The 24,916-nt window shown below is 72.1% G+C and carries 22 protein-coding genes; 12 read left to right on the plus strand and 10 right to left on the minus strand.

The genetic code is table 11. From position 1 onward, the window contains the following. The first annotated feature begins 4 nt into the window (after nucleotides 1-4). From T9R20_RS13400 to T9R20_RS13430, 7 genes are read left to right on the plus strand one after another with little or no spacing between them, the layout of a single operon-like run. Entirely contained in the window at nucleotides 5-2,266 is a 2,262-nt protein-coding gene (locus T9R20_RS13400; protein WP_322409806.1) for an LLM class flavin-dependent oxidoreductase, read from the plus strand. Nucleotides 2,267-2,325: 59 nt separating this feature from the next. After that, complete coding sequence (locus T9R20_RS13405) at nucleotides 2,326-4,020, plus strand: lysylphosphatidylglycerol synthase domain-containing protein (RefSeq protein WP_322409807.1); 1,695 nt, start codon at nucleotides 2,326-2,328, stop codon at nucleotides 4,018-4,020. Beyond that, nucleotides 4,017-5,039: an ABC transporter substrate-binding protein gene (locus T9R20_RS13410; RefSeq protein WP_322409808.1), complete on the plus strand. Its 1,023-nt coding sequence runs from the start codon at nucleotides 4,017-4,019 to the stop codon at nucleotides 5,037-5,039. The genes T9R20_RS13405 and T9R20_RS13410 overlap by 4 nt, the downstream gene beginning before the upstream one ends. Continuing rightward, a complete protein-coding gene (locus T9R20_RS13415; RefSeq protein WP_322409809.1) occupies nucleotides 5,029-5,769 on the plus strand; it encodes an ABC transporter ATP-binding protein in 741 nt (246 codons plus the stop codon). Before T9R20_RS13410 ends, T9R20_RS13415 begins: the two co-directional genes overlap by 11 nt. Then, nucleotides 5,766-7,343: an ABC transporter permease gene (locus T9R20_RS13420; RefSeq protein ID WP_322409810.1), complete on the plus strand. Its 1,578-nt coding sequence runs from the start codon at nucleotides 5,766-5,768 to the stop codon at nucleotides 7,341-7,343. The genes T9R20_RS13415 and T9R20_RS13420 overlap by 4 nt, the downstream gene beginning before the upstream one ends. After that, on the plus strand, nucleotides 7,340-8,443 hold the full coding sequence (locus T9R20_RS13425; RefSeq protein ID WP_322409811.1) for a glycosyltransferase family 4 protein: 1,104 nt from the start codon (nucleotides 7,340-7,342) through the stop codon (nucleotides 8,441-8,443). Before T9R20_RS13420 ends, T9R20_RS13425 begins: the two co-directional genes overlap by 4 nt. 42 nt (nucleotides 8,444-8,485) lie before the next feature. Further along, nucleotides 8,486-9,679, plus strand: coding sequence for a glycosyltransferase (locus tag T9R20_RS13430; RefSeq protein WP_322409812.1), 1,194 nt, complete (start codon nucleotides 8,486-8,488; stop codon nucleotides 9,677-9,679). On the opposite strand, the gene T9R20_RS13435 is transcribed toward T9R20_RS13430, so the two are convergent. The 3 genes from T9R20_RS13435 to T9R20_RS13445 are packed head-to-tail and all read right to left on the minus strand — an operon-like array spanning nucleotide 9,676 to nucleotide 14,361. Next, nucleotides 9,676-10,641 (minus strand): NAD-dependent epimerase/dehydratase family protein, encoded by a 966-nt coding sequence (locus T9R20_RS13435; protein ID WP_322409813.1) that lies wholly within the window; start codon nucleotides 10,639-10,641, stop codon nucleotides 9,676-9,678. The two genes, T9R20_RS13430 and T9R20_RS13435, sit on opposite strands and share 4 nt — an antisense overlap. Next, entirely contained in the window at nucleotides 10,638-13,331 is a 2,694-nt protein-coding gene (locus T9R20_RS13440) for an alpha/beta fold hydrolase (protein WP_322409814.1), read from the minus strand. The genes T9R20_RS13435 and T9R20_RS13440 overlap by 4 nt, the downstream gene beginning before the upstream one ends. A 7-nt stretch (nucleotides 13,332-13,338) precedes the next feature. Further along, a complete protein-coding gene (locus T9R20_RS13445) occupies nucleotides 13,339-14,361 on the minus strand; it encodes a 3-oxoacyl-ACP synthase III (RefSeq protein WP_322409815.1) in 1,023 nt (340 codons plus the stop codon). A gap of 168 nt (nucleotides 14,362-14,529) precedes the next feature. Between T9R20_RS13445 and T9R20_RS13450 the strand changes: the two genes are divergently transcribed. Continuing rightward, a complete protein-coding gene (locus T9R20_RS13450) occupies nucleotides 14,530-14,862 on the plus strand; it encodes a DUF3140 domain-containing protein (protein WP_322409816.1) in 333 nt (110 codons plus the stop codon). Here the strand turns inward: T9R20_RS13450 and T9R20_RS13455 are convergent. Continuing rightward, nucleotides 14,831-15,883 (minus strand): glycerophosphodiester phosphodiesterase family protein, encoded by a 1,053-nt coding sequence (locus tag T9R20_RS13455; RefSeq protein WP_322409817.1) that lies wholly within the window; start codon nucleotides 15,881-15,883, stop codon nucleotides 14,831-14,833. The genes T9R20_RS13450 and T9R20_RS13455 overlap by 32 nt on opposite strands. A 122-nt stretch (nucleotides 15,884-16,005) precedes the next feature. Here T9R20_RS13455 and T9R20_RS13460 point away from each other — a divergent pair, with 122 nt between their 5' ends. From T9R20_RS13460 to ligD, 3 genes are all read left to right on the plus strand, one after another. Further along, complete coding sequence (locus T9R20_RS13460) at nucleotides 16,006-16,929, plus strand: Bax inhibitor-1/YccA family protein (RefSeq protein ID WP_322412183.1); 924 nt, start codon at nucleotides 16,006-16,008, stop codon at nucleotides 16,927-16,929. A gap of 100 nt (nucleotides 16,930-17,029) precedes the next feature. Next, nucleotides 17,030-17,332, plus strand: a complete 303-nt coding sequence (locus T9R20_RS13465) for a helix-turn-helix transcriptional regulator (RefSeq protein ID WP_322409818.1) — start codon at nucleotides 17,030-17,032, stop codon at nucleotides 17,330-17,332. A gap of 25 nt (nucleotides 17,333-17,357) precedes the next feature. After that, entirely contained in the window at nucleotides 17,358-18,596 is a 1,239-nt protein-coding gene (gene ligD / locus T9R20_RS13470; RefSeq protein WP_322409819.1) for a non-homologous end-joining DNA ligase, read from the plus strand. Nucleotide 18,597: 1 nt separating this feature from the next. Here ligD and T9R20_RS13475 read toward each other — a convergent pair whose 3' ends face one another. Next, complete coding sequence (locus T9R20_RS13475; RefSeq protein ID WP_322409820.1) at nucleotides 18,598-19,107, minus strand: TetR/AcrR family transcriptional regulator; 510 nt, start codon at nucleotides 19,105-19,107, stop codon at nucleotides 18,598-18,600. Between the two features lie 94 nt (nucleotides 19,108-19,201). Here T9R20_RS13475 and T9R20_RS13480 point away from each other — a divergent pair, with 94 nt between their 5' ends. After that, nucleotides 19,202-19,918, plus strand: a complete 717-nt coding sequence (locus tag T9R20_RS13480; RefSeq protein ID WP_322409821.1) for an MBL fold metallo-hydrolase — start codon at nucleotides 19,202-19,204, stop codon at nucleotides 19,916-19,918. 190 nt (nucleotides 19,919-20,108) lie between these two features. Here the strand turns inward: T9R20_RS13480 and T9R20_RS13485 are convergent, their stop codons facing one another. From T9R20_RS13485 to T9R20_RS13505, 5 genes are read right to left on the minus strand one after another with little or no spacing between them, the layout of a single operon-like run. Then, nucleotides 20,109-20,696 carry a ClpP family protease gene (locus T9R20_RS13485; RefSeq protein WP_322409822.1) on the minus strand — a complete coding sequence of 196 codons (588 nt, stop codon included), beginning with the start codon at nucleotides 20,694-20,696 and terminating at the stop codon, nucleotides 20,109-20,111. After that, complete coding sequence (locus tag T9R20_RS13490; RefSeq protein ID WP_322409823.1) at nucleotides 20,693-21,322, minus strand: ATP-dependent Clp protease proteolytic subunit; 630 nt, start codon at nucleotides 21,320-21,322, stop codon at nucleotides 20,693-20,695. Before T9R20_RS13490 ends, T9R20_RS13485 begins: the two co-directional genes overlap by 4 nt. 56 nt (nucleotides 21,323-21,378) lie before the next feature. Beyond that, nucleotides 21,379-22,776, minus strand: a complete 1,398-nt coding sequence (locus T9R20_RS13495; protein WP_322409824.1) for a glycosyltransferase — start codon at nucleotides 22,774-22,776, stop codon at nucleotides 21,379-21,381. A 9-nt stretch (nucleotides 22,777-22,785) separates the two neighbouring features. Continuing rightward, on the minus strand, nucleotides 22,786-24,366 hold the full coding sequence (gene guaA, locus T9R20_RS13500; protein WP_322409825.1) for a glutamine-hydrolyzing GMP synthase: 1,581 nt from the start codon (nucleotides 24,364-24,366) through the stop codon (nucleotides 22,786-22,788). Continuing rightward, nucleotides 24,363-24,899 (minus strand): DUF3817 domain-containing protein, encoded by a 537-nt coding sequence (locus T9R20_RS13505; protein WP_322409826.1) that lies wholly within the window; start codon nucleotides 24,897-24,899, stop codon nucleotides 24,363-24,365. The genes guaA and T9R20_RS13505 overlap by 4 nt, the downstream gene beginning before the upstream one ends. Nucleotides 24,900-24,916: the final 17 nt, after the last annotated feature.

The following is a 24,916-nucleotide window of genomic DNA, read 5'->3' on the forward strand; positions in this document are numbered from 1 at the left end:
ACCCATGGATTACGGACACGCGCTGGAGTTCGGCGCCTTCATCACCCCCACCGCGGCGGACCCCGAGATCCCCGTCGCCCTCGCCCAGGTCTCCGAGGTCGCCGGACTCGACCTCGTCACGTTCCAGGATCATCCGTACCAGCCGGCGTTCCTCGACACCTGGACGCTGATGACCTGGGTCGCCGCGCGCACCGAGCGCGTGCGGATCGCACCGAACGTGCTGAACATCCCGCTGCGTCCGCCCGCCGTCGTCGCCCGATCGGCAGCGAGCCTCGACCGTCTCTCGGGTGGACGGTTCGACCTCGGGCTCGGCGCCGGCGGCTTCTGGGATGCCATCGAGGCCATGGGCGGACGCCGGCTCACCCCCGGCCAGGCCGTCACCGCGCTCGAGGAGGGGATCGAGGTCATCAACGAACTGTGGAACACCGGCGAGAAGCGCGGTGTCTTCACCGAGGGCACCTACTACCGCGTGACCGGGGCCAAACGCGGACCACGGCCCGCGCATGCGATCCCGATCATCATCGGCGCCTACAAGCCCCGGATGCTCGCGCTCACCGGCCGCACCGCCGACGGCTGGCTCCCCTCCCTCGCCTACCTGCAGCCGGGCGACCTCGCCCGCGGCAACGCGGCGATCGATGAGGCCGCCGCGTCGGCCGGACGGGCCCCGGCGGAGATCCGGCGACTGCTCAACGTCGGACGCCTCTCGGCAGATCCGCGCGCCTGGAGCGAGCAGCTGGCGACATTGGCCCTCGAGGACGGTATCTCGACGTTCATCCTCGCCGCCGACGATCCCGATCTCCTCCGCACCTTCGGCGGAGACATCGCTCCCGCCGTTCGCGAGCTCGTGGCCGACGAACGGCGGGCCCGCGGAGTCCCGTCCGCTTCCGCCCGGTCCGCGATCGCCCTCGCGGCCCGCAGGGAGGGCGTTGCGTACGACGACGTCCCGGACGGGCTCCGCGTCATCGAACCCGGCGATTTCGAGTATCCGGATGTCCGCTCGACGTACATGCGCGGCGGCTCCCCCGGCATCGTGCTGCAGCCCGCCGACACCCCAGAGGTCGCCGCGGCTCTCGCGTTCGCGCGACGGCACCCGAACCTCCCGCTGGCTGTCCGCAGCGGAGGCCATGGCATCAGCGGGCGGAGCACCAACGACGGCGGGATCGTCATCGACCTCCGGCGGCTGAACACGATCGAGGTGATCGACGCCGATCGCCGGATCGTCCGCATCGGCCCGGGAGCGCGGTGGATGCAGGTCGCCGCGGCGCTGTCCGAGTTCGGGTGGGCGCTCAGCTCCGGCGACTACGGCGGCGTCGGCGTGGGCGGGCTCGCCACCGCCGGCGGCATCGGATTCCTCTCCCGATCCCACGGGCTCACCATCGACCGGATGCGCGCCGCCGAGATCGTGCTCGCCGACGGCAGCGTCGTGCGTGCCGACGCCGAGGACCATGCGGATCTGTTCTGGGCCGTCCGCGGCGCGGGCGCCAACATCGGGATCGTCACCGCCTTCGAGTTCGAGGCCGTCGAGATAGGCCGCGTCGCGTGGGTGCAATTGGCCTTCCAGGTCGACGATCTCGCCGGCTTCCTCGTCGACTACGGCCGGCTCACGACCCAGGCTCCGCGCGACACCACGCTCTTCCTCCTCACCGGCAGGTCGCAGCCCGGTGAGCCGCGCATCGTCCAGCTCTACGGCGTGGTGGACGCCGACGACCCGACCACGATCGTCGACCGCCTGCAGCCGTTCGCCGACCTCGCCCCGCTCGTGCAGCAGTCGGTGCAACTCGCCACGTACGCGCAGATCATGGCGAATGCCGATCTCGGTCCGCAGCACGGCTCCGGCGAACCCCATTCCCGCTCGGGCATGATCGAGCGACTCACGTCCGAGACGGCCGAGGCGATCGAGCGGATGCTGGCAGGCGGCGCGATCGCCTTCTTCCAGCTCCGCGCGGTCGGCGGGGCGGTCTCGGACGTCGCCCCCGACGCGACGGCCTTCGCGCACCGCTCGGCCGCCTTCTCGATGGTGGCCCTCGGCGGCAGCGCGTCGCGGGTCGACGCCGCCTGGCGCGAGATCGCCGCGCACAGCACCGGCTCGTATCTCAGCTTCGACTCGTCACTGCGCCCCGAGCGCCTCGCCGAGGCGTTCCCACCGGCGACCCTCGCGCGGCTGCGACAGATCAAGCGGCGCTACGACCCCGATGCCGTCTTCCGCGACAACTTCGGAATCGACCCCCGCGACCAGGGCGAAGGGGTGACGATCTCGGCCGCGTGAAAGCGGGAACCTGACGCAATCGGGCCCCGCACCCTCGCGCCGCTGATAGCGTCCCACTCATGACCGTCGCCCGGGAAAGCGCGGCCACGGGAGCACCGCACACCACGGCCGGGCGGCCCGACACGGCCGAAAACCGGCCCGCGGTCACCCGCTTCACCCCCCTCACCTTCATCTGCGTCGGCGTCGCCCTGGCGAGCGGGCTGGCTCTTGGCCTCCCCCTCCCGGCCGTCCTCGCCGCGGCATCCGCCCTGGTCCTCGCCCTCGTGGGCGCGGCAGTCGCCCTCGCGCGGCACCACCCGTACGCACGCCTCGGCGGAGCGAACGTCGTCACACTCATCCGCCTCACGGTCGTGGCGTTCCTGCTCGCCGTGCTCTTCGCCGGCGGCGGCCACCCCGTCGCCGTGATCGCGGTGAGCATCGTCGCGCTGAGCCTGGACGGCGTGGACGGCTACCTGGCACGCCGCCAAGGGCTGTCGTCGCGATTCGGGGCGGGCTTCGACATGGAGGTCGACTCGGCCTTCGCGCTTGTGCTCGCCCTGCTCGCCGGGCTCGGACCGGCAGGTCCCCTGGCGATCGTCCTCGGGCTCCCCCGTTACCTCTTCGGCGCCGCGGCCCTCGCCTACCCGTGGCTGAACGGGTCGACCGCCCCGCGGTACAGCCGCAAGGTCATCTGCGTCCTCCAGCTCATCGCCCTCATCGCGCTGCAGCTCCCCGTCCTGCCGGCGCCCGCCGCGATCGCGATCGTGATCGTGACCGCGGGGCTGCTGGCGTGGTCGTTCGGTGTCGACATCCGCGAGCTGCGACAGAATGCGGATGCCTCGGCGAGGCCGGCACTCATACGACTCGGCCAGGCCCTCCTCACCGTCCTGATCCTCGCGATCGTCTGGCAGGTCGCGGGAGGGGCAGAGGCCCTCGACATCCTTCTCACCGCGAATCCGTGGTGGCTGCTCGCTGCGGTCGTCCTGCTGGTCACCCACACGGTGCTCTCAGCGCTCCGCTGGCGAGTGACGGCCGCTCCGCTCGGCATCGACCTCACGGGCGCGCACGCGATCCGCGAGTACTTTCTCGCGCAGCTGGTGAACACGACCCTGCCCGGCGGCGTCGTCGGAGACGCCGCCCGCGCCGCCCGCACCCGCCACCAGGCGAGCCTCAGCCGATCGGTGGGCGCCGTGGTCGTCGAGCGCGGCGTCGGTCAGGTCGCCCTGCTCACCGTCTTCGCCGTCGCCTTCGTCGCCACCCTCCTCGCACCCGGGGGCATCGACTGGCCGGCTCCTCTCGGTGCCGGCATCTCGGCGGCGCTCCTCGCCCTCACCGCCGCGGCGCTCGTCCTGCTCCTCCGCCTGCGCTTCGCCCCGCCCGCACCCGAGTCCCGGCTGGGTCGCGTCGTCGAGGGCACCCGCCGGAGCCTCGCCGCGCCGGGCGTCCTCCCCGCCCAGCTGCTCCTCAGCGGGGGCGCGACGGTGTGCATCCTCGCGGCGTTCGCGTGCTGCGCGGCCGCCGTGGGCGCCCCACTCCCCCTCGGCGCGGTCTTCGCCGTCGTACCGCTCGTCCTCTTCGCGATGGTGCTGCCGATCTCGGTCGGCGGCTGGGGGGTGCGCGAGGGCGCCGCCGTCGCCCTCCTGCCCCTCGCCGCTCTGACCACCGCCCAAGCCTTCGCCACGAGCGCCGCGTTCGGGCTGATGGCCCTCGTCGCCTCTCTCCCCGGCCTCGCCCTCGTCTGGACCCGCCGCCGCACCCTGGAGACCACCCCATGACAGATCGCAAGACCCTCACCCGCCGCACTCTGCTCGGCGCCGGCATCGTCGGCGTCGCCGGCATCGCCGCGGCCGGGATCGGCCTGAGCACCCGCCCCGGGGGGCTGTTCGGCAGCGGGGACGCCACGACGGCGGCATCCCTCCAGCTGTCGTGGCTGCACTCGGTCCAGTTCGGCGGGAGCTACATCGCCCTCGACCGCGGCTGGTACGAGGGCGTGGACGTCACGCTCCTCCAGGGCGGACCGAACGCCCCCGTCGAACCGCCGGTCGTGTCGGGATCGGCGCTCATCGGCATCTCGGCCGCCGACTACACCGCGGCCGCCGTCGCCGAAGGAGCGCCGTTCAAGATCATCGGCGTCGCGATGCAGAAGAACCCCTTCGTGATCGCCTCCCTCCCCGAGAATCCGGTGAACGAGCCCGCCGATCTCGTCGGCAAGCGCATCGGCATGGCCCTCGCGAACACGCCCGTACTCGAGACGCTGTGCACGCTCAACGACGTCGATGTCGACGGCATCGAGGTCGTGCCCACGCAGTACTCCGCTCAGCCGCTCCTCGCCGGCGAGGTCGACTGCCTGCTGTGCTGGGAGACCGACCTGCCCGTCGCGATGACGGTGCAGGGGGTCGAGAGCGTCACGATGCTCATGGCCGACTACGGCTACGCGCTGCACTCGCAGACGTACATCGCGACCGAGGAGAGCCTCGCGAACCGTCGCGCCGACCTCGTCGCCCTGATGCGCGGAGAGGTGCGCGGGTGGGACGAGTACCGCGCCGATACGAACGCGGCGGCCGCCCTCACAGTGGAGACGTTCCCCGACGCCGGACTCGACCTCCCCACCCAGGAACTGCAGGCCGAACGGCAGGTGCCGCTGATGTTCTCGGAGGTCACCGACGAGAACGGCTTCGGCTGGTGGACCGACGAGTCGGTGTCGCAGAACCGCGAGACCCTGGCGCTGCTCGGTCAGGACGTTCCGGCCGACCTCTGGGATCGGTCGGTGCTGGAAGAAGTCCATGGCAGCTGAGCCCCGGGTTCTCGTCGCGGGTGCCGGCAAGGTGTACCCCGACGGGCTCGAGGCGGTCGCTCCGCTGGATCTGGAGTTCGCCGGCGGCTCGACCACGGCCCTCGTGGGGCCGTCGGGATGCGGCAAGTCGACGCTCTTGCGCATGATCGCCGGGCTCGAAGACCCCACCTCGGGGTCGATCACGATCGACGGCGACTCGCCCCACGCCGTGGCCGAACGCGGCGAGCTCGCCGTGGCGTTCCAAGACCCCTCGCTCCTGCCGTGGCGGAGCGTGCGGCAGAACGCCGCCCTCGCGCTCACCCTCACCCACCGCGAGGTCGACCGCGCCGCGATCGACCGGATGATCGCCCGCGTGGGACTCGACGGCTTCGGCGACGCCCGGCCCGCGGCCCTGTCGGGAGGGATGCGGCAGCGCGCCGCGATCGCCCGGGCCCTCATCACCGAGCCCCGCCTGCTGCTGCTGGACGAACCCTTCGGCGCGGTCGACGAACTCACCCGGCAGGACCTCATCGCCGAGCTCCCCCCGCTCTGGCGCGAGCGCGGCACCACGGCGCTGCTCGTCACGCACTCGATCAGCGAGGCCGCACGGATCGCCGATCGCATCATCGTGCTGAGCCCGCGGCCCGCTCGGGTGGTCGCCGACGTCCCCGTCCCGCGAGGCGACGCCGCGGCATTCGACCGGGTGGTGGCCGCGGTGACCGACGCACTCTCCCGGTCTCGGGCGGCATGACCACGGTCACCACGCCCCGCACGCGCGCGTGGCGCGACACGGCTCTCGCCGTCGTGCTGCTGCTCGTGGTGTGGGAGGTGGCCGCACGCCTCGTGACCTCGGCCTTCGTCCTGGCCGCGCCGACCGAGATCGCCGTCGCCCTCGTCACCCAGGCGGGTCTGCTGTGGCGAGCCCTCCTCGTGACCGGACAGGCCGCCCTGGCGGGTTTCATCATCGGCAACCTCGCCGCGATCGCCCTCGCCGCCCTCGCCGTGCTGCTGCCGGCGACCGAGCGGGTCGTCACCGCGGTGGCACTCGTGGTGTTCTGCCTGCCGCTCGTCGCGACCGGGCCGGTGCTCCGCGTCATCCTCGGCCCGGGTGACGGTCCGCAGGTCGTCCTCGCGGCCCTCGCGGTGTACTACACCACGATGATCCCGCTCCTCGTGGGGCTCCGCGCGGCGCCCGCCACCTGGTTCGACCTCGTCCGCAGCTACGGCCGAGGGGCGGGGGCGGCGCTGGTGCACGTGCGCGCGCGGGCGAGCCTGCCGTACCTCGTCGCGGGGCTGCAGATCGCGGCACCTGCCGCGTTCCTCGGTGCGATGGTGGGCGAGTTCACCGGCGCGCAGAGCGGGCTCGGGGTGCTCACGATCCGCGCGTCGCGCGACCTCGACATCCAGCTCACCTGGGCGCTCGCCACCGTCGCCACGGTCGTCTCGGTCGTGGCGTACGTCGTGATCGGCGCGATCGGGCGCCGGTTCGTCAGCGAGCGGCCGCCGCTCATCCTCGCCCCCGTCCGGCCGCGTCTCTCCGGGCGCGAGCGCATCCGCAGCGCCGCGATCACCACGGTCGCGTTCCTCGTCGTGATCGTCGCGCTCTGGTGGGGCGGCATCGCCGTCACGGGGATCAGCCCGTTCTTCGCGCGGACGCCGGTCGACGTCGTCCGGATCTTCGCCGGGGTCGACGACGGCGGTGAGGTGCGCGGCATCCTCTTCGCCGCGCTCGGCGAGACCGCGGTCCTCGCGATCGCCGGCTACCTCGCCGGGCTCGCCGTCGGCGCGGTCGGTGCGATCGCCCTGACGCTCGCCCCGCGGGCGGCGACCGTATCGATGCCCATCGCCATCGCCCTGCGCGCCGTGCCCATCGTCACCACGGCACCCCTGGTCATCCTGCTTCTGGGGCGCGGGCCCGTCGGTGCGATCTCGCTCGTGGCTCTCATGGTCTTCTTCCCCACGCTCATCGCGTGCCTGGAGGGCCTCCGTCAGGCGCCCGGCCAGGCCCTCGATGTGCTGCGCAGCTACGGCGCACCCGCGCGCGTGCAGCTCGTGCGCGTGCGGATCCCCGCGATGCTGCCGGCGTTCTTCGCCGCCGCCCGCATGAGCGTGCCCGCCGCGGTGCTCGCCGTCACCGTCGTGGAGTGGCTCGCGATCGGCGCCGGCGTCGGCGCCGCGATGGCTCTTGCCGCCTCGCAGTCGGGCTACGACCTGCTCGCCGTCGCGGTCGTCGCCGTCACCGCGCTCTCCGCGCTCGGGTACGCCCTGGTCGGGGTGGTCGAGTCGCGGGTGCTCCGCGTGTACGCCCCGGAGCAGCAGGCGTGAGCAGCCAGGCGGCCTTCGCCATCCCCGGCGACCTCGACACCGTCACCGGCGGCTACCTGTACGAGAAGCGCCTGCTCCTGGGCCTCCGCGAGATCGGCGTCGACACCGCGCATGTGGAACTGGCGGCCTCCTTCCCCGATCCTTCCGACGAGGAGGTGGATGCCGCGCTGGCGACCCTCCAGCAGGTCGATCCGCGCCATCCACTCATCCTCGACGGCTTCGTGTTCGGGGCCATGCCCACGGCGGCGCTCGCGCGCGTGCGCGCCCCGATCGTCGGCGTCGTCCACCACCCGCTCGCCCACGAGGAGGGCCTGACGCCGGAGCGGCGGGAGTACCTGTTCACCAACGAGCGCGACAATCTGCGCCTCGCCGCCGCCGTGCTCGTGCCGAGCCCGCACACCGCGCGCATCCTCATCGACGAGTACGGCGCCCACCCGAGCATGATCACGGTCGCGCGGCCGGGCACCGATCCCGTGCCGGGAGCGCGGCGCGACACGGAGCCGCCGCTCATCCTGTCGGTGGGGATCCAGCATCCGCGGAAGGGCCACGACGTGCTCCTCCGGGCACTCGCACGGCTGACCGACCTCGACTGGCGGGCCGAGATCGTCGGGACGCCGTGGGATGAGGAGTACGCCGCTGCGCTGCCGAGGCTGCGCGACGACCTCGGGCTCGCGGAGCGCGTGCATCTCGCCGGGGGGATCGGCGACGCCGCGCTCGACAAGCTCTGGGCGCAGGCGTCGGTGTTCGCCCTCGCCACCCGCTACGAGGGGTACGGCCTGGTGTTCGACGAGGCCCTCGCGTGGGGGCTGCCGATCGTGTCGTGCCGCACCGGCGCGGTGCCCGAGACGGTCCCCGCCGACGCCGGCATGCTCGTCCCGCCCGGCGATCCCGAGGCCTTCGCGGCGGCCCTCCGTTCCGTGCTCGCCGATCACGACCAGCGCGAACGGATGACGCGTGCGGCGCGCGCCGCGGGCGCCGCACTGCCGTCGTGGCTCGACACCGCCCGCACCGCACAGCGCGTGCTGGATTCCGTCACCCGTCGTTCACCCACCCCACGCCCGCCGTTCATCGACACGGGGGCGGCGAAACCCGAGCATTGACCAACCGTCGTCTGACGGCTCGGATCGATGAGAGGCGCCACGATGACCGCACCCCTGCGCGTTCTGTCGCTGTACGAAGGGTTCTTCGCCGGAGGCGCACGGGTGCTCCATACCGATGTCGTCGCGGGGCTTCACGCCGGCGGGCAGAGCCATCGCGTTCTGTCGATCGCATCGCGCGCGCGGCGCGAGGCGACGGTGCAGCGGATGGGCGACGACCCGCGCTGCCGTCGCCTCGTCGACGCGGGCGTCGAGGTGCGGAGCCTCGGGCGGACCGCCGGCGACCAGCCACTCGCACCCGAGACGTTCGGCCCGCGCCACCTGCGGCGGGCGGCGACCATGATCGCCCAGGCCGACGTCGTGGTGTCGCTCAAAGAGCAGCCGCTCGGCCTGCTGCTCGCCCTCCGCGACCGCGGGATGATGCCCGACGTGCCGGTCGCCGTCTGTCTGCACCGCTCCGACCCGGCGCATGCCGGCGCGGCCCGCGAGTGGCTCGCCGAGGCGGCGTGGAGCGGGCTCGTATCGACCGCGATCTCCTGCGCGGACTCGACCCGCGACGCCTACCGCGACGTCGTCGGCGAGGGGATCGACGCACGGGTGGTGCCGAACGGCATCGACACCGAGAGGTTCCGCCCCGGCACCGCGCGGGAACGCGCGGCGATCCGGCGGTCGCTCGGAATCCCCGCCGACGCACCCGTCGTGCTCTTCGCCGCACGGTTCGACGCGATGAAGAACCCCGGGCTGTTCCTCCGCGCGGTGGCGGCGCACGCGCGGCACCGGCACCACACCCGCTATCTACTGTGCGGGGCGGGGATGTCGGCGGACAACCCCGCTCTCCGCGCGGCGATCGCGGAGGCCGGGGTTCCGGCATCCGCCCGGATCCATCTGCTCGGGATCCGCGACGACATGCCGGCCCTGCACCGGATCGCCGACATCGTGGCGCTCACGAGCGCCTTCGGCGAGGCGTCGCCGCTGTGCCTCATCGAGGGTGCGGCGTCGGGCGCGACGCCGGTCACGACAGCGGTGGGCGACGCCGCGCGTGTCGTCGAGGGATTCGGAATCGTCACCGCACACGACTCGGTGTCGATCGCGGGGGCGTGGGACGCGGTGCTCGCCGAGCGGCCGGCGTTCCGGCGCCTGGCTCTCGCGGCACGGCCGCGGCTCTCGCGCGAGCGGATGGTCCAGGAGTACCGCCTCGCAATCGAGAGCCTTGCGGTGCGGGTGCCGCTGGCGGCCTAACGGTAGTGCTCGGCGAGACGCGCGAGGCCCTCGTCGATCGACACCGTCGGCGCCCACGCGAGCGCTGCGCGGGTCTCGCGCTGGTCGAACCAGTGCGCGGTGGAGAGCTGTTCGGCGAGGAACCGGGTCATCGGCGGCTCGTCCTCGCCCGGCCTCACTGCCCAGATGCGTTCGATGACCGATCCGGCCGTGCGCGCGAGCGACGCCGGAACGCTCCACCGTGGCGGAGCGGCGCCGGCGGCCAGGCAGATGCCAGCGAGAAGCTCGCCGACGGCGCGGGGCTCGCCGTTGGTGAGCACGAACGCGCGTCCGTGCGCGTGCTCGGCGCGGGCGAGGGCTGCGGTGATGCCCGTCGCGGCGTTGTCGATGTAGGTGGAGTCGATGAGGGCGGTGCCGCCGTTCAGCAGTGGCAGTCGCCCCGCGCGCGCCCGCGCGACGATGCGCTCGACGAGCTGCGGGTCACCCGGCCCCCACACCAGGTGCGGGCGGATCGCGACGACGGATATTCCGGCGCCGTCGCGCGAGAGGGCGAGGAGCTCGCCGGCGGCCTTGGTGCGGGCGTAGTCGCCGCGCGCCTGCTCGGGTGAGGCGGGCTCGGCTCCGACCCCGGCGAGCGCCGCTCCCGCGTGGGCGACCGACGGCGACGAGACGAAGACGAACCGCGAGACCCCGGCGCGCTCGGCGGCATCCAGGATCGTGCGGGTGCCCCCGACGTTCACCGCCTCGAACTCGCGCGGGTCGCCCGCGAGCGACACCTTCGCGGCGAGGTGGATGATCCCGTCCACTCCGTCGAGCGCGCGCGCCGCGGCATCCGGATCCGTCACCGACCCCAGGATGTCGTCGGCTCCCGCGACACCGGAGGGGCGGCGCTGGAGGGTGCGCACCTCGTGTCCGGCGGCGACGAGGTCGGCCGCGACGGCGCCGCCGAGGAAGCCGGATGCTCCGGTGACGGCGACCCTCACGGCGCCGTCGGCCTCTCGCCGGCGAGCACGCGCTCGGCCCAGCCCGACAGACGGGTGCGGTCGATCTTGGAGTTGTGACGGATGTCGGTCGGAAGCGCCGGCACGGCGAGCACCGCGACGAGCGGAGTGTCGGTGGCGGCACGGATGCGGGCCGCGAGCTCGGGAGAGGCGAGGCCCGGGGCTTTCGCGGTCGGCGACGTCTCGATCACCGCGACCGCCTGCCGGAGTCCGTGCGGACCCACGCCGACCACCGCGGCCCGGCGGACGCCGTCGACCCTCTCGACCTGCTGCTCGGGGCCCACGGGGGCGAGCGGACCGTCGGCCGTGACGAGCACGTGCGGCACGCGCCCCTCGACCCAGAGGCGCCCCTCGGCGTCGAGGTGCCCGACATCGCCGGTGCGGTGCCAGCGTCCGCCGTCGTCGGGGACCCCGCGGGCGGCCTCGCGGTCGGTGAGCCAGAGACGGTCGTAGTGGTCCTTCAGGTGGGGCGCCGACACGAGGATCTCGCCGAGCACGCCGGGTGCCTCGCTCGGATTTCCGGTGGCGCGGCCATCGGCGTCGAGGGCGCTGATGCGGATGCGGTTCCCGCCGATCGGGCTGCCGACGCAGACCCCGGCGTCGGGAGCGTCCGCTGCGGCGCGGATCCCCTCGAGGGTGATGTCGGTGACGAGAAGGCACTCGGTCATGCCGTACGGGGTGTGCGCGGTCGCATTCGGCATGACGCGCGCGGCGGCGGCGAGCAGCGCTTCGCTGATCGGCGCCCCCGTGGAGAGGAAGGTCTGTACGCCGGCGAGCGCGGCGCGGTCGTCGGCGGTGAGGGCATCGGCGGTGGCGACGACGTTGAGGATCGCCGCCGGCGAGAGGAACACGATGCGCGCCTCCGAGGCGCGGACCGCGGCGGCGACCGCCGAGGCGGTGAGCGTGCGGGGCGCCGATACGTCCATGTCGGGGGTCACCGAGAGGGTGCCGAGGGCGGGGCCCAGGAGGGCGAAGGGGGCGAACCCCGTGACGAGGCCGGTGCCCGACGAGACGTCGAAGTGCGCGGCGAGGATGTCGCGGAGCGCCGACAGCTGCCGATGGGTGTACGCGACGCCCTTGGCCGGGCCCGTGGACCCGGAGGTGAAGAGGATGGCGGCGGGGTCGTCCGGGCCGGGGATCGGGGGGAGGTCGGCTGCGGCACCGGCGCGCGTGACGTCGGCGAGGCTGTAGCGGATGCCGAGGGCCCGGGCGGTCACGGCAGGCAGCGTCGGCACCGAGATGCGCAGTCCCGGCCACCCCAGCACCCGAGCGGCGGTGAGACCGGGGAGTTCGCCGATGACGACGTCGGGCCAGGCACCGCGCACCGCGCGAGTGAGGCCCTTCAGCCCGAGACCGGCGTCGGCGACGACGACGACTGCGCCGACGCGCAGGCACGCGTAGATGATCGCCGTCAGGGTGGGCCCGGGCGGTACGAGGAGTGAGACGCGGTCGCCCGCGCGCACACCGAGGGCGGTGAGTCCCGCGGCGAGGGTGCGCACGCGGTCATCCAGCTGCCGCCAGCTCACCCGGCGGGTGGCGCCGGTCGCGCCCATCTCGATGACGGCCGTCGCGTCGTCGTCGCGGCGGGCCTCGAGGCGCTCCCAGAGCGGGGTCCACGCCGCATCCGCCTCTCTGTTGGCCTCGGCCACGACCACCACACTCACAGAATCACGCGAACTCCCCACTCGTCCTTCGGAGAAGTGTGACTCTGGCGAGAATCTGTGGGGTTCGGCGAGCCAGGTCAGCACCGCGGCGGCGTAGTCGCGGTCTTCGGCGATGAGGTGCCCGGCGCCTTCGAAGCGGTGGACGTGGGCCTGTGGCATCCGCTCGATGAGGTCGTCGAGATACCGGTCGCCGAAGATCGGGTCGCGGGGTCCCCAGAGCATCAGGGCGGGCACCGTCAGGCGGGTGACGCCGTCGGCGATCCGCTGCAGCTCCGCGAAGCTCTCGTGGCGGGCATCGACGGGGATGTCGGCGACGAAACCGCCGATCGCGCGGCGACGGTCGGCGGTGGCGTACGGCGCGCGGAATGCCGCCTTCGCCTCGGGGCTCAGCGCCGGGGCGGCGAGGGCGAGGGTGGTGTCGAGGAACGCCGTCGTCTGCACGGTCGAGGCGGCGAGCACGCCGCGGGCACCCGCGAGCCGGAGCGGAGCGGGGATCGGCACCCCCGCGGGGTGGTGCACGGCGGTGTTCAGCAGGGTGACTCCGGCGAGGAGCTCGGGGTGGTCGACCGCCCAGCCCAACGAGATCACGCCGCCCCAGTCGTGGCCGAGCGTGACGACCGGGCCATCGAGTTCGAGCGCGTCGGTGAGGGCGGCGAGGTCGCGGATGCGCTGGGCCAGCGGGCGCACGACGTCGGTGCGCTCGGAGAAGCCCATGTCGAGCTGGTCGACGGCGATGACCCGCCAGGCGGGCTCGCCGGCCTCCGCGGCCGCCACCGAGCGGGCGACGATGCTCCGCCACAGGTACGACCAGGTCGGGTTGCCGTGCACGGCGAGGATCGTCCCCTGCGGGGCGACGCCCCTCCGGTCGAGCTCGGGGCCGGTGTCGAGGACGTGCCAGGTGCGCGTCATCCCCGCGTCGACCCCGGTGCCGGGAACGGCCACCAGGCGCGAGAAGCCGGGGTCGAGTCCGGGAAGGCCTTCGGGGGGCAACGCTGCCGGTGAGGTCACCGGTCCGTCACCAGGCCAGTTCCATCATCGCGGTGTTCAGCCCCGAGCCGACGCCCATGAGCAGCACGCGGTCGCCACGGTTGAGCGAGGACTGCTGCTCGACGAGCGTGATCGGGATCGATGCCGGCCCGACGTTCCCGTAGCGGTCGTAGGTGACCGGCACGCGCTCGGGGTCGAGCTTGGCGGCCTTCACGATCGAGTTCGTATGCACCGAAGAGACCTGGTGGGTGATGTAGCGGTCCATGCCCGCCCACTTCCACTCGGGGTCCGCCTCTTTCCACGCCGACACGACGAGGTTGAGGCCCCCCTTCAGCAGCGCCTTGGCGTCGGTGAACATGCCGTCGACGCTCCCGACGCACAGCTCGTGGAACTGCGTGGCGGCCCGGGTCACCCCACCGAGGAGGCGGTGCCCCTCGGGGTGCTCATCGGTGCGGCCCAGCACCGCCGCCGCCGAGCCCGAACCCAGGGTGAGGGAGGCGAACTCGCTCATGAATCCGTCACGGTCGGCGTTGGAGTTCACGAGGCGGTTGATGGTATTGACCTGGATCTCGTCGGCGTCTTCGCCGTTGACGACGATGGCGTAGCGGATCTGGCCCGACTCGATCATCCCGGCGGCGAGGCTCATGCCGTTGACGAACCCGAGGCAGGCGTTGGCGACGTCGAAGTTGATCGCCGAGGTGGGAAGGCCGAGTCCGTGATGCAGCCGCACCGCCACCGAGGGCTCGAGGTGCTTGCGGGTCACCGAGGTGTTGATGAGGAGGCCGACCTCGCCGGGCTCGACACCGGCCTCGGCGAGCGCCTTTGCGCCGGCGGCGATCGTGGCCTCATCGCTGGATTCGCCCGGACCCCAGTTTCGGCGTTCGTTCACCCCGGCGACCCGGCGCAGGAGCCCGGGCTTCAGACGCAGGCGGGCGAGCGCATCGGTGAGACGGTCTTCGATGTCGTCGGACGTCGTCACGCGGCTCGGCAGCACGCTCGCCACCGACAGCAACGACACGTTGCTGAACCGGGTGGTCGCATTTCCGGCCACGAATCCTCCGTTCGACGGGCTCGAGCACGCCCGCCGCTGAAACCAGAAGTCTACGCGGGCCGTATACGCACCCTGGCATGCAGCTCCCAGGAACCGGCGCGGGGTTGCATGTTCAACGGCGGGATGCAACGGGTTCATTCCCGGCGCACAGCGACCCACAATCTCGCCATGGATGACGACGAGCAGAAGAAGATCGCGGATGACTTCGCCGAGGCCGTGAACATGACGCCGAAACAGCTCGAGGATTGGCTCGACACCGATGAGTCGAAGGACGTCGGGCAGAAGGACGGCGGCGGTGAATCCACGGGTCACGCCTCGGGTCGGCGGATCGTGAAGATCCTCCGGAAGAAGAAGGCCGATCTCACCGAGAGCGACTACGCCCATATGAAGAAGGTGTCGGGGTACGTCTCGAGGCATTCATCACAGCGTCCGAGCGGCGATGTGACCGACACCCCCTGGCGCTACTCGCTCATGAACTGGGGCCACGATCCGAAGAAGTGAGGCCGTCCCGGAAGAAGTCGACGCCGAGGTCGGCGTGGTCGACGAACACCCCGTCGACGCCCCCCTCGCCGTTCGCACCGTCTCTGAGCAGCGCCCACTCCGCTTCGTAGTCGCCGAAGGCCGCCTTGCCGCCGGGGCGCCGGAACTCCTTGAGGAGGAACGGGTTCTCGGGCCGGCAGGTCCAGGTGAAGACCTCGAGGTCGCGCGCATGCGCGTCGGCGATGATGTGCGAGCGGTCGGTGGCTCGCCCGAGGCGATCGGGGGTCAGCAGCATCCGCTTGTCGACGCTGATGCCGTCGACTCTTCCCACCAGAGCGTCCAGGCCCGACGGTGCGGCGATCGACGCGTAAGTCGGAGCGTCGTCACCGCGGGCCGCGACGAGGTCGAAGGGTTTCCCCGCCGCCTCGAGCAGGTAGACGTACCGGGCGGGGAGGCCCCGATCCTGCAGCGCGAAGAGGATGCCGGACTCGAACGATTCCACGATGAGCGGCCACTCCCCCGCGGCCCAGCCGGCCGCACGGAGCTCATCGTGCACGATGGCGGCCAGGTCGAACCCGAGAGAGGCCATGAAAGTGGCGTGCTTGATCTCGAGCACGACGCCGATCTCGCGTCCCTGCGCGAGGGAGGCGTCGCGGACGAGATCGAGCACGTCGCGCAGGCGCAGGACGGGCTGTCGATCGTCGAAGGTCGCGCTGGTGGGTCGGACCTCGGCGAGGCGCTCCCGGCACCGGAGGGTGGCGAGCTCGTCCCAGGTGAAGTCCTCGGTGAACCATCCGGTGAGCGCGACGCCGTCGACCTCGTTCGTGGTGCGGCGATCGGCGAACTCGGGTCGCGCCGCGACATCCGTCGTTCCCGAGATCTCGTTCTCGTGACGGACGACCAGCACGCCGTCCTTCGACAGCACGACGTCCGGTTCGACGGCGTCGACGCCCATCTCGAGAGCGAGGTCGTACGAGGAGCGCGAGTGCTCGGGGCGATACCCGGGGGCGCCCCGGTGGCCGATGACGAGGGGACGGCGCACGACTTCAGGCTAGACGCTCATAGTCGCTTCACAGCAGGCCGCCTGCCGGGAATCGGACAGGGTCCGATATCGTTGATTCACAGCACACCGCTGTGGCCCGAATACTTTGGAGTGTGAGAGCAGTGGCCCTCAACAACCCCGCATTCAACAACCCGGCGTTTCAGGACCCTCGCGCCGTGCAGTCTTACCCGGGCGGTGCGCGTGCAGCAAGCCTGACTCCGCCGCCCGCCGCCGCCGCAGGCTCCGCCTCGCGCGGTGGCGTCGACCTCGCCGCACAGGCCCAGATGGAAGGCGCCTTCGCCGGCCCGCCCGCCGGCTCCGTCGACACCGGCCGGATGACGATCGAAGACACCGTCGTCAAGACCGTGTCGCTCTTCGCGGTGCTGCTCGTCACCGCCGCCGTCGGCTGGGTCTGGACGCTCGGCGGCCTCGTGCCGACGACCGCGAACGTGTCGGCGCTGCCGATGATCGTCGGCGGTCTCGCCGGCTTCGTCCTGGCGCTCGTGATCATCTTCACCTCGCGCAAGAAGGTCCGCCCCGCGCTGATCTTCGCGTACGCCGCAGCCGAGGGACTCTTCGTCGGTGGAATCTCGGCGTTCTTCGAGGTGATGTACCCCGGCATCGTCTTCCAGGCGACGCTCGCCACCCTCGTCGTCGTCGGTGTGACCCTGGCGCTCTTCGCAAGCGGCAAGATCCGCGCGTCGGCCCGGGCGACGAAGATCTTCCTGATCGCGATGGTCGGCTACCTGGTGTTCTCGCTGGTCAACGTCGGCCTCATGCTGTTCAACGTCCCGATCGCCGGTGGTGCCTTCGGTCTCCGGAGCGTCGAGGTCTTCGGCATCCCGCTCGGCCTCATCATCGGCGTCTTGGTCGTCATCATGGCCGCGTACTCGCTGGTGCTCGACTTCGACCAGGTGCAGCAGGGCGTCCGCAACGGCGCCCCGCGGCAGTTCGGCTGGCTGAGCGCCTTCGGCATCATGGTCACCGTCGTCTGGCTCTACATCGAGATCCTGCGCATCCTCGCGATCCTTCGCGGCAGCGAGTGATCTCTCGCTCCACGAACGGCCGGCCCGGTTTCCGGGCCGGCCGTTCTGCTGTGAGCAGAACGCGTGGCGCAGCGCGGCATCCGCTCCGTAGCCTCTGTTCATGACGGACTTCCTCCCGCCGGAACCCCTCTGGCGCGACGCCCTCGGCGACCGCTTGCGGCGCCTGCGCCACGAGCGCGGCGAGCGCCTCACCGACACCGCCGACCGCGCCGGGGTGTCGCCCCAGTACCTCTCCGAGGTCGAGCGCGGCCGCAAAGAGCCCTCGAGCGAGATGATCGCCGCGATCGCCGGGGCCCTCGACACCACCCTGATCGACCTGACGCTCGGCGTCGCCGACGACCTGCGGAGCGTCCAGAGCGTCCGTACCACGAGCACCCGCGGCGCATTCGCCCTCGCCGCCTGAACCGCGCCCGGGTACGGTGGGCCGCATGGCCGCGAAGACACCACCCGCGATCCTCGACGTCGACGGCGAGGAGGTGCGGATCTCCAGCCCCGACAAGGTCGTCTTCCCCGAGCCCGGGATCACGAAGCTCGACCTCGTCGAGTACTACCTCGCCGTCGCCGACGGAGCCCTCCGCGGGGCGGGAGGCCGCCCGATGGTGCTCAAGCGCTTCCCCCGCGGCATCGACGCCGAACCGTTCTTCCAGAAGCGCGTGCCCGAGAACCACCCGGCCTTCGTCGACACCGCCACGCTGCACTACGCGTCGGGCACGTCCGCCGAAGAAGCCGTCATCCGAGACGCCGCCGGGCTCGCGTGGATCGTGAACCTCGGATGCCTCGATCTCAACCCGCATCCGGTGCGCGCCGAAGACCTCGACCACCCCGACGAGCTGCGGATCGACCTCGACCCGATGCCCGGCGTCGAGTGGTCGCAGATCGTCGACGTCGCCCTCGTCGCCCGCGAGGTGCTCGACGACGTCGGGCTGGTCGGATGGCCGAAGACGAGCGGGTCGCGGGGCCTGCACATCCTCGTCCGCATCGCCCCCGAGTGGGACTATAAGCAGGTGCGCCTCGCCGCCGAGACCCTCGCCCGCGAGGTCGAGAACCGGGCACCCGGCCTCGCAACGGCGCGGTGGTGGAAGGAGGAGCGCGGCGAGAGCGTCTTCGTCGACTTCAACCAGAACGCCAAGGACCGCACCGTCGCGTCGGCGTATTCGGTGAGGCCCCGGCCCGACGCCCGCGTGTCGGCACCGCTGTCATGGGATGAGGTGCGCACCGCCCTGCCCGAGACGTTCACGGTGCCGACGATGATCTCCCGCTACGCCGAGATCGGCGATCCGCATGCCGGCATCGACGGCGCCGTCGGGTCGCTCGACGGACTGCTGCGGCTCGCCGACGAGCTCGGCCCCGCCGAGAAGCCGCCGCGGGGCGGGGACGGCTCGGGGCGTCGGCAGTCGACGATGCCGCTCATCGAGGTCGCGCGCACGAAGACCAGGCCCGAGGCGCTGGAAGCGCTCGAGACCTGGAAGGCGCACCACGCCGGGGTCGCCGCGCAGCTGCATCCGGCCGATGTCATGATCGACGGCATGCGCGGGTCATCCTCCCTCTGGTACCGGGTGCGGGTGAACCTGCAGCACGTCGCCGAGGGTGAGCGTCCACCGCAGGAAGACCTCGTCGCCGACTACGACCCGTGGGCGGGGAAGGTCTGGCCCCAGGCCGAGAGGTAGGTCAGCCCGTCCGGTCGAGCCCGGCGACGATCGTGTCGAGCCCGAACGCATAGGCCTGGTCGAGGTCACCGCCCAGCCGGAACGCGCCGGCGAGCTCCATGGTGAGGAACCCCGTCGCCCACGCCGTGACCACGCGGGCGGCGTCGAGACTCTCCGTCGCCCGGATGATCGGGTCGGCGACCTCGCGGAACGCCTCTGCCGCCGACTCCGAGTCGAGGAGCAGGCGGAAGCTCGCCGGAGACGTCAGGGCGAAGGCGCGGTAGGCCGAGGCGAGCTCTCGCACCGTGCCGCGCGTCGCGGCGAAGCGCGCGGAGAGGTCGGCTGCCGCGTCCTCGGCCACCAAGCGGAGGAGTTCGTCGCGGTCGCGCACCCTCTTGTAGAGCGAGGGCGCGCGCACGCCGACCCGCTCGGCCACGGCATGCATCGTCACACCCGCCGCGCTCCGCTCCTCGAGCAGTGCGCGGGCCGCCGTGACGATCGCCGGAAGGGTGGTGCGCTCGGGAGTGGGCATCGAGGGTCTCCAAGGGGAATAGCGAGGAGCTATTGACGTTAGCCATGAAAGCTATGTACCGTAGCCATCGTACCCACAGAGAGAGAAGACGGCAATGCGACTCGCACCCCAGCTCCACCGCATCGGCAACGACATCGTCGCGGCGTACCTCGTCGAGACCACCGACGGCATCACGGTGATCGACGCCGGGCTCCCCGGGCATTGGCACGACCTGCTTCGCGAGCTCCGTGCGATGGGACGCGAGCTCAGCGACATCCGCGGGGTCATCCTCACCCACGGCGACAGCGACCACCTCGGGTTCGCCGAGCGCCTGCGCAGCGAGCACGGTGTGCCCGTCTACATCCACGCCGCCGACGCCGAGCGGGCGAAGGGCGGCCCGAAGCCGCCGACGCCGATGGGACGCAAGCGGCTCGGCGCGCTGGTCGGCTTCTTCGCCTATGCGGCGCGCAAGGGCGGGGCGCGCACCCGGCACCTGACCGAGGTCGTCGAGGTCACGGACGGCCAAGTTCTCCTCCTCCCCGGCGAACCGCAGATCGTCGCACTTCCCGGCCACTCGCCCGGGAGCGTCGCGGTCTTCGTCCCCGCCGTACGCGCCGCGTTCGTCGGCGACGCCCTGACGACCCGCTCGGTGCTCACCGGAGAGGTCGGGCCGCAGCCGGCGCCGTTCACCGACGAGCCCGCCGAGGCGCTGGCCTCGCTCGACCGGCTCGCCCGGCTGGACGTGGAATGGATCCTCCCCGGCCACGGCGCGCCGTGGCGCGGCCGTCCGGCTGACGCCGTAGCCGCGGTGCGGGCGGCGGCATCGGCATAACTCCTCAGGTTCGCGCGGTGAGGCGCTGGATCAGCCAGAATCCCGGTTTCGCGAGGCGAATCTGAGGAGTTTGCGGGTGGTGGGGCCTCAGGCCGGTCCCTAACTCCTGCACTTCGGCGGCGGGGGCGGCTCAGCGAGCGGAATCCGGTGCCCCCTGGCCCGAAATGCAGGAGTTAGGGACACAGCGGGCTCAAGCCCGCGTGAGAACGGTGTCGGCCAGGCCGTACTCCACGGCCGCGGCCGCGGTGAACACCCGGTCGCGGTCGGTGTCGACGCGCAGCTTCGCCGCATCGACGCCGGTGTGCCGGGCGAGGATCTCCTCCACCTCGCCGCGCACCCGCACCAGCTCGTCGGCCTGCAGGATCAGGTCGGGGATCGTTCCACGACCCTGCCCGGCGGGCTGATGCAGCACGACCCGAGCGTGGGGCAGGACGGCGCGCTTGCCGGCGGCACCGGTCGCGAGCAGCACCGCCCCGACGCCGATCGCCTGTCCGACCACGGTCGTCGCGACGTCGGGTCGCACGTGCTGCATCGTGTCGTAGATCGCCAGCATCGCCGCGGGGTCGCCGCCCTCGCAGTTGATGTAGAGCTGGATGTCGCGCTCGGGACTGTCGGCGTCGAGGTGCAGCAGCTGGGCGATGAGCGCGTTCGCGACGCCCGCGTCGATCGCGGTACCGAGGTAGACCACACGCTCGGCGAGGAGGTGCGAGTAGACATCCATGATGCGATCGCCGCGCGGATGCTGCGCCACCACGTTCGGTATCGTGTAGCCGCTCACGCCGCCACCTCCGTCGTGCCGACGCTGAGGCCGGCCGGCCGCCGGCGGCGCGGCACCACCTGGTCGAAGCCGTCGACGATCCCGTCGATGAAGCCGTACTCCTTCGCCTCGGTCGCGGTGTACCAGCGGTCGTGGAGCGAATCGTCGAAGATCCGCGCCACGGGCTGACCGGTGTCGTCGGCGATGAGGGCCAGCACCGTGTCGCGGGTGTGACGGAGGTCGTCGGCCTGCATCTCCACCTCGACCGCCGACCCGCCGATGCCGGCCGACCCCTGGTGCATGAGCACGCGCGCGTGTGGGAGTGCGCGACGCTTGCCCCTCGTCCCCGCTGACAGCAGGAACTGGCCGGCACTGGCGGCCATGCCGAGGGCGAGGGTGGCGACGTCGTTCGGGATCAGCCGCATCACGTCGCGGATCGCGAGCATCGCCGGCACCGAGCCGCCCGGCGAGTGGATCCACAGGGCGATGTCGGCGGCCTCGTCCTCAGCGGCGAGGGTCAGCAGCTGGGTGGTGAGCAGGGTGCCGTTGTCGTCATCGAGCGCGCCGTCGAGCACGAGCACCCGGTTGTGGAACAGCTCGCGTCGGGTCTCGGGCCCGAACGCCGGAGGGCGGGGAGTGTCTGACATGCATTCATCGTGCGACGGATGCCGCGGACGCGGCCGCCCGCGCGGCTCTCGGCGGATCAGCTCTGGGCAGAGCGCCGCGAGGGCTTGGCCAGCACATCGCGCACCGCGCCGGCGAGTGCCGCCATCACGTGCGCGGGCTCGATGCGCCGCGCCGCCTCCACCGCCTCGACCGAGAGCCGGTGACGCAGGTCGAGGTCGGTGAGCACCCGCACGAGTGCCTGCGTCATCGCCTCGATGTCGCCGTTCGGTACGAGCAGTCCCCCACCGCCGGCGAGCGCTTCCGCCGGGCCGAAGGGCGCGTCATAGGCCACGACCGGGCACCCGCGCACCAGCGCCTCCGCGAGCGAGAGGCCCTGCCCCTCGTGTCGGGAGGTGGAGAGGAACACGGCGGCCTCGTCGAGCACACGCCCCGGGTCATCCGTCGGTCCTCGCAGCACGACGTGCGATCCGACACCCAGCTCGTCGATGAGCGCCTGCACCTCGCCGCGCAGCGGTCCGTCGCCGAAGATCTCCAGCCGCGCCTCGGGAAGCACGCGGATGACTCCCGCGAACGCCCGCACGGCATGGTCGACCCGCTTCTGGAACGCCAGCCGGTTGAGCATGACGACCTGGTTCGGGTCGCGCCCGGCGAGCGGCGCGACGGCGGAGGCGGCGGGCACCCCGTTCGGCACGACGATGTGGACGTCGGAGGCCCCGAACCGCGCCTGGATCGCGTCGCGCTGCGCCGCGGTGGGCCAGAGCACCGCGTCGAACCGCTCGGCGACGCTGAACCAGCGCTCCCACAGCGCGTTGGTCTCGGCGTCCATGGTGTACGGAGGCTCCATGTGCACGGTGTGGATGGAGTGCAGCAGCCGCACCTCCGGGTCGTCCCACCCCGCGAGCAGCTCGCCGAGCTGCCGCGACTCGCACACGACGATCACCGGCCGCGCCGGGTCGTCCGCGCGAAGCCCCGCCACCACGTGCTCGAGCCATGCGCGGTACAGCGCTCCGAACCCCGGCAGGATTCCGCGCACCCGCCCGTCCGCCCCGTGCACGGCGATCGGGGCGGTCGTGATGTGCCAGTCGGGGTCGTCGGGGATGATCGGCAACGCCACCGCCGGATGGCCGGCCGGCACCGGACGGTACTCCAGGGCAGGGTCGGGGTCACCGGGACGCGCCGCATCGAGCAGCCACGCGGCGGCACCGCCATCCGCTCCCCTCGCCTCGTCGAAGAGGTTACGCATGCGATCGACCCCCGTGATGAGGTCGCGTCCGTCGAAGACGGCGCGATGGTGCGCGTGCTCCTCGGACGTTCCCGGGTCGACGGTGAGAAGGAGCGGCCCCTGGCCGCCGTGCACCCCGGCGGCGGCCATCTGCCGCGCCCGCGCGAGGGTCGCGAGGGTGTATCCGCCGTCCTGGTCGGGGATCAGGCGACTGGAGAGGATGACGTACTCGGCGTCCGGGAAGACGGTCATCCGCTCAGCTCACTCCCACTCGATGGTGCCCGGGGGCTTGGAGGTCACGTCGAGCACGACGCGGTTGACCTCGCGGACCTCGTTGGTGATGCGGTTGGAGATCTTCGACAGCACGTCGTAGGGAAGCCGCGTCCAGTCGGCGGTCATCGCGTCCTCCGACGACACCGGGCGGAGAACGATCGGATGACCGTAGGTGCGGCCGTCTCCCTGCACGCCGACGGAGCGCACGTCGGCCAGGAGCACGACGGGGCACTGCCAGATCTCGCCGTCCAGGCCCGCCTTGGTCAGCTCGGCCCGCGCGATGGCGTCGGCCTCACGCAGAATCTCGAGACGGTCAGCGGTGACCTCACCCACGATCCGGATGCCGAGGCCGGGGCCCGGAAAGGGCTGACGCGCGACGATCGCCTCCGGCAGGCCGAGCTCGCGGCCGATGGCGCGGACCTCGTCCTTGAAGAGGGTCCGCAGCGGCTCCACGAGCTCGAACTGCAGGTCTTCGGGAAGGCCCCCGACGTTGTGGTGCGACTTGATGTTCGCCGCCCCCGTCCCGCCACCCGACTCGACGACGTCGGGGTAGAGCGTCCCCTGCACGAGGAACCGGATCGGCTCGCCGTCGGCGGCGGCCTCGGCGACGAGATCGCGCTCGGCGGCCTCGAAGGCCCGGATGAACTCGCGACCGATGATCTTGCGCTTCTGCTCGGGGTCGGAGACGCCCTCGAGCGCGGCGAGGAACTGCTCGCGCGCGTCGACGGTGACGAGCCGCACCCCGGTGGAGGCGACGTAGTCGTTCTCGACCTGCTCGCGCTCGCCCTTCCGCAGCAGGCCGTGGTCGACGAAGATCGCCGTGAGCTGATCGCCGACCGCGCGGTGCACGAGGGCGGTCGAGACGGCGGAGTCGACGCCGCCCGAGAGCGCGGAGATCACGCGGGCGTCACCGACCTGCGCGCGGATCTTCTCGACCTGCTCGGCGATGACGTTGCCGCTGTTCCAGTCGGCGGGGAGCCCCGCGGCCCGGTGGAGGAAGTTCTCGAGCACCGCCTGCCCGTGGTCGGTGTGCTTGACCTCGGGATGCCACTGCACCCCGTACAGGCGACGGGCGTCGTTCGCGAACGCGGCGACCGGGGTCGCGGCGGTGCGGGCGAGCACCTCGAATCCCTCGGGGGCCGTGGCGACCTGGTCGCCGTGGCTCATCCAGACGTTCTGCTCGGCGGGCTGACCCTCCAGCAGCGTCCCCTCCGACACGATCGTGGCGTCGGTGGCGCCGTACTCGCGGAGGCCGGTGTGCGCCACCTCGCCGCCGAGTGCCTTCGCCATGGCCTGGAAGCCGTAGCAGATGCCGAGGGTCGGCACGCCGAGCTCGAGCACCCGCGGATCGAGCGCCGGGGCGCCGTCCTCGTACACCGACGACGGGCCGCCCGAGAGGATGATGCCGACCGGCTCGCGCGCGGCGATCTCTTCGGGGGTGGCGGTGTGCGGGACGATCTCGCTGTACACCCCGGCCTCGCGCACCCGTCGAGCGATCAGCTGCGCGTACTGCGCGCCGAAGTCGACGACGAGGACGGGGCGCTGCGACGTCTCGGTCTGTTCGGTCACCGGGTGCCTTCCGAAGCGGGGACGGTGGGAGATTCGGATGCCGCGGCCGCGGCCTGCGCCTCGCGCTCGGCGAGGTAGCGGCGCACCTCACGGGCCACCCGCGCCTCCATGAAGAACGACAGCAGCGGCACGACACCGCCGAGGGCGAGGGTGATGAAGCGCAGGAACGGCCAACGCATGAGGCTCCAGATGCGGAAGCACGCGAAGAGGTAGACCACGTAGAACCAGCCGTGGGCGACGAGGATGAACAGCGAGATGTTGAACCCGTCGCCGGTGGAGATCATGTCGCAGTCGTTCGTCGCAGGGAGGAACAGCGACCACCACTGGCAGTCCGCACCGGCGATGACGGGCGCGAACCAGAGGAATCCGCCCGATCCCCCGGCGAACAGCTCGATGTGCAGCGGGGTGTACTTCAGGATCATCTCCGCGACGAGCAGGAGCAGGCCGACACCGGTGATGATCGAGCAGATCTGGTAGAAGGTCAGCGCTCCGCGGATCGCCGGAAAAGAGGCGAGTTTCGGGGCACGCGGCATACCCCCGAGTCTACCGG

This window comes from Microbacterium invictum (assembly GCF_034421375.1).
Taxonomy (GTDB): Bacteria; Actinomycetota; Actinomycetes; order Actinomycetales; family Microbacteriaceae; genus Microbacterium; species Microbacterium invictum_A.

Coding starts and splice junctions, on each gene's coding strand:
- T9R20_RS13400 (WP_322409806.1), top strand. CDS start 5: ATGGATTACGGACACGCGCTGGAGTTCGGCGCCTTCATCACCCCCACC.
- T9R20_RS13475 (WP_322409820.1), bottom strand. CDS start 19,107: ATGCCCACTCCCGAGCGCACCACCCTTCCGGCGATCGTCACGGCGGCC.
- T9R20_RS13505 (WP_322409826.1), bottom strand. CDS start 24,899: ATGCCGCGTGCCCCGAAACTCGCCTCTTTTCCGGCGATCCGCGGAGCG.
- T9R20_RS13415 (WP_322409809.1), top strand. CDS start 5,029: ATGGCAGCTGAGCCCCGGGTTCTCGTCGCGGGTGCCGGCAAGGTGTAC.
- T9R20_RS13495 (WP_322409824.1), bottom strand. CDS start 22,776: ATGACCGTCTTCCCGGACGCCGAGTACGTCATCCTCTCCAGTCGCCTG.
- T9R20_RS13490 (WP_322409823.1), bottom strand. CDS start 21,322: ATGTCAGACACTCCCCGCCCTCCGGCGTTCGGGCCCGAGACCCGACGC.
- T9R20_RS13450 (WP_322409816.1), top strand. CDS start 14,530: ATGGATGACGACGAGCAGAAGAAGATCGCGGATGACTTCGCCGAGGCC.
- T9R20_RS13480 (WP_322409821.1), top strand. CDS start 19,202: ATGCGACTCGCACCCCAGCTCCACCGCATCGGCAACGACATCGTCGCG.
- T9R20_RS13405 (WP_322409807.1), top strand. CDS start 2,326: ATGACCGTCGCCCGGGAAAGCGCGGCCACGGGAGCACCGCACACCACG.
- T9R20_RS13410 (WP_322409808.1), top strand. CDS start 4,017: ATGACAGATCGCAAGACCCTCACCCGCCGCACTCTGCTCGGCGCCGGC.
- T9R20_RS13430 (WP_322409812.1), top strand. CDS start 8,486: ATGACCGCACCCCTGCGCGTTCTGTCGCTGTACGAAGGGTTCTTCGCC.
- T9R20_RS13465 (WP_322409818.1), top strand. CDS start 17,030: ATGACGGACTTCCTCCCGCCGGAACCCCTCTGGCGCGACGCCCTCGGC.
- T9R20_RS13420 (WP_322409810.1), top strand. CDS start 5,766: ATGACCACGGTCACCACGCCCCGCACGCGCGCGTGGCGCGACACGGCT.
- ligD (WP_322409819.1), top strand. CDS start 17,358: ATGGCCGCGAAGACACCACCCGCGATCCTCGACGTCGACGGCGAGGAG.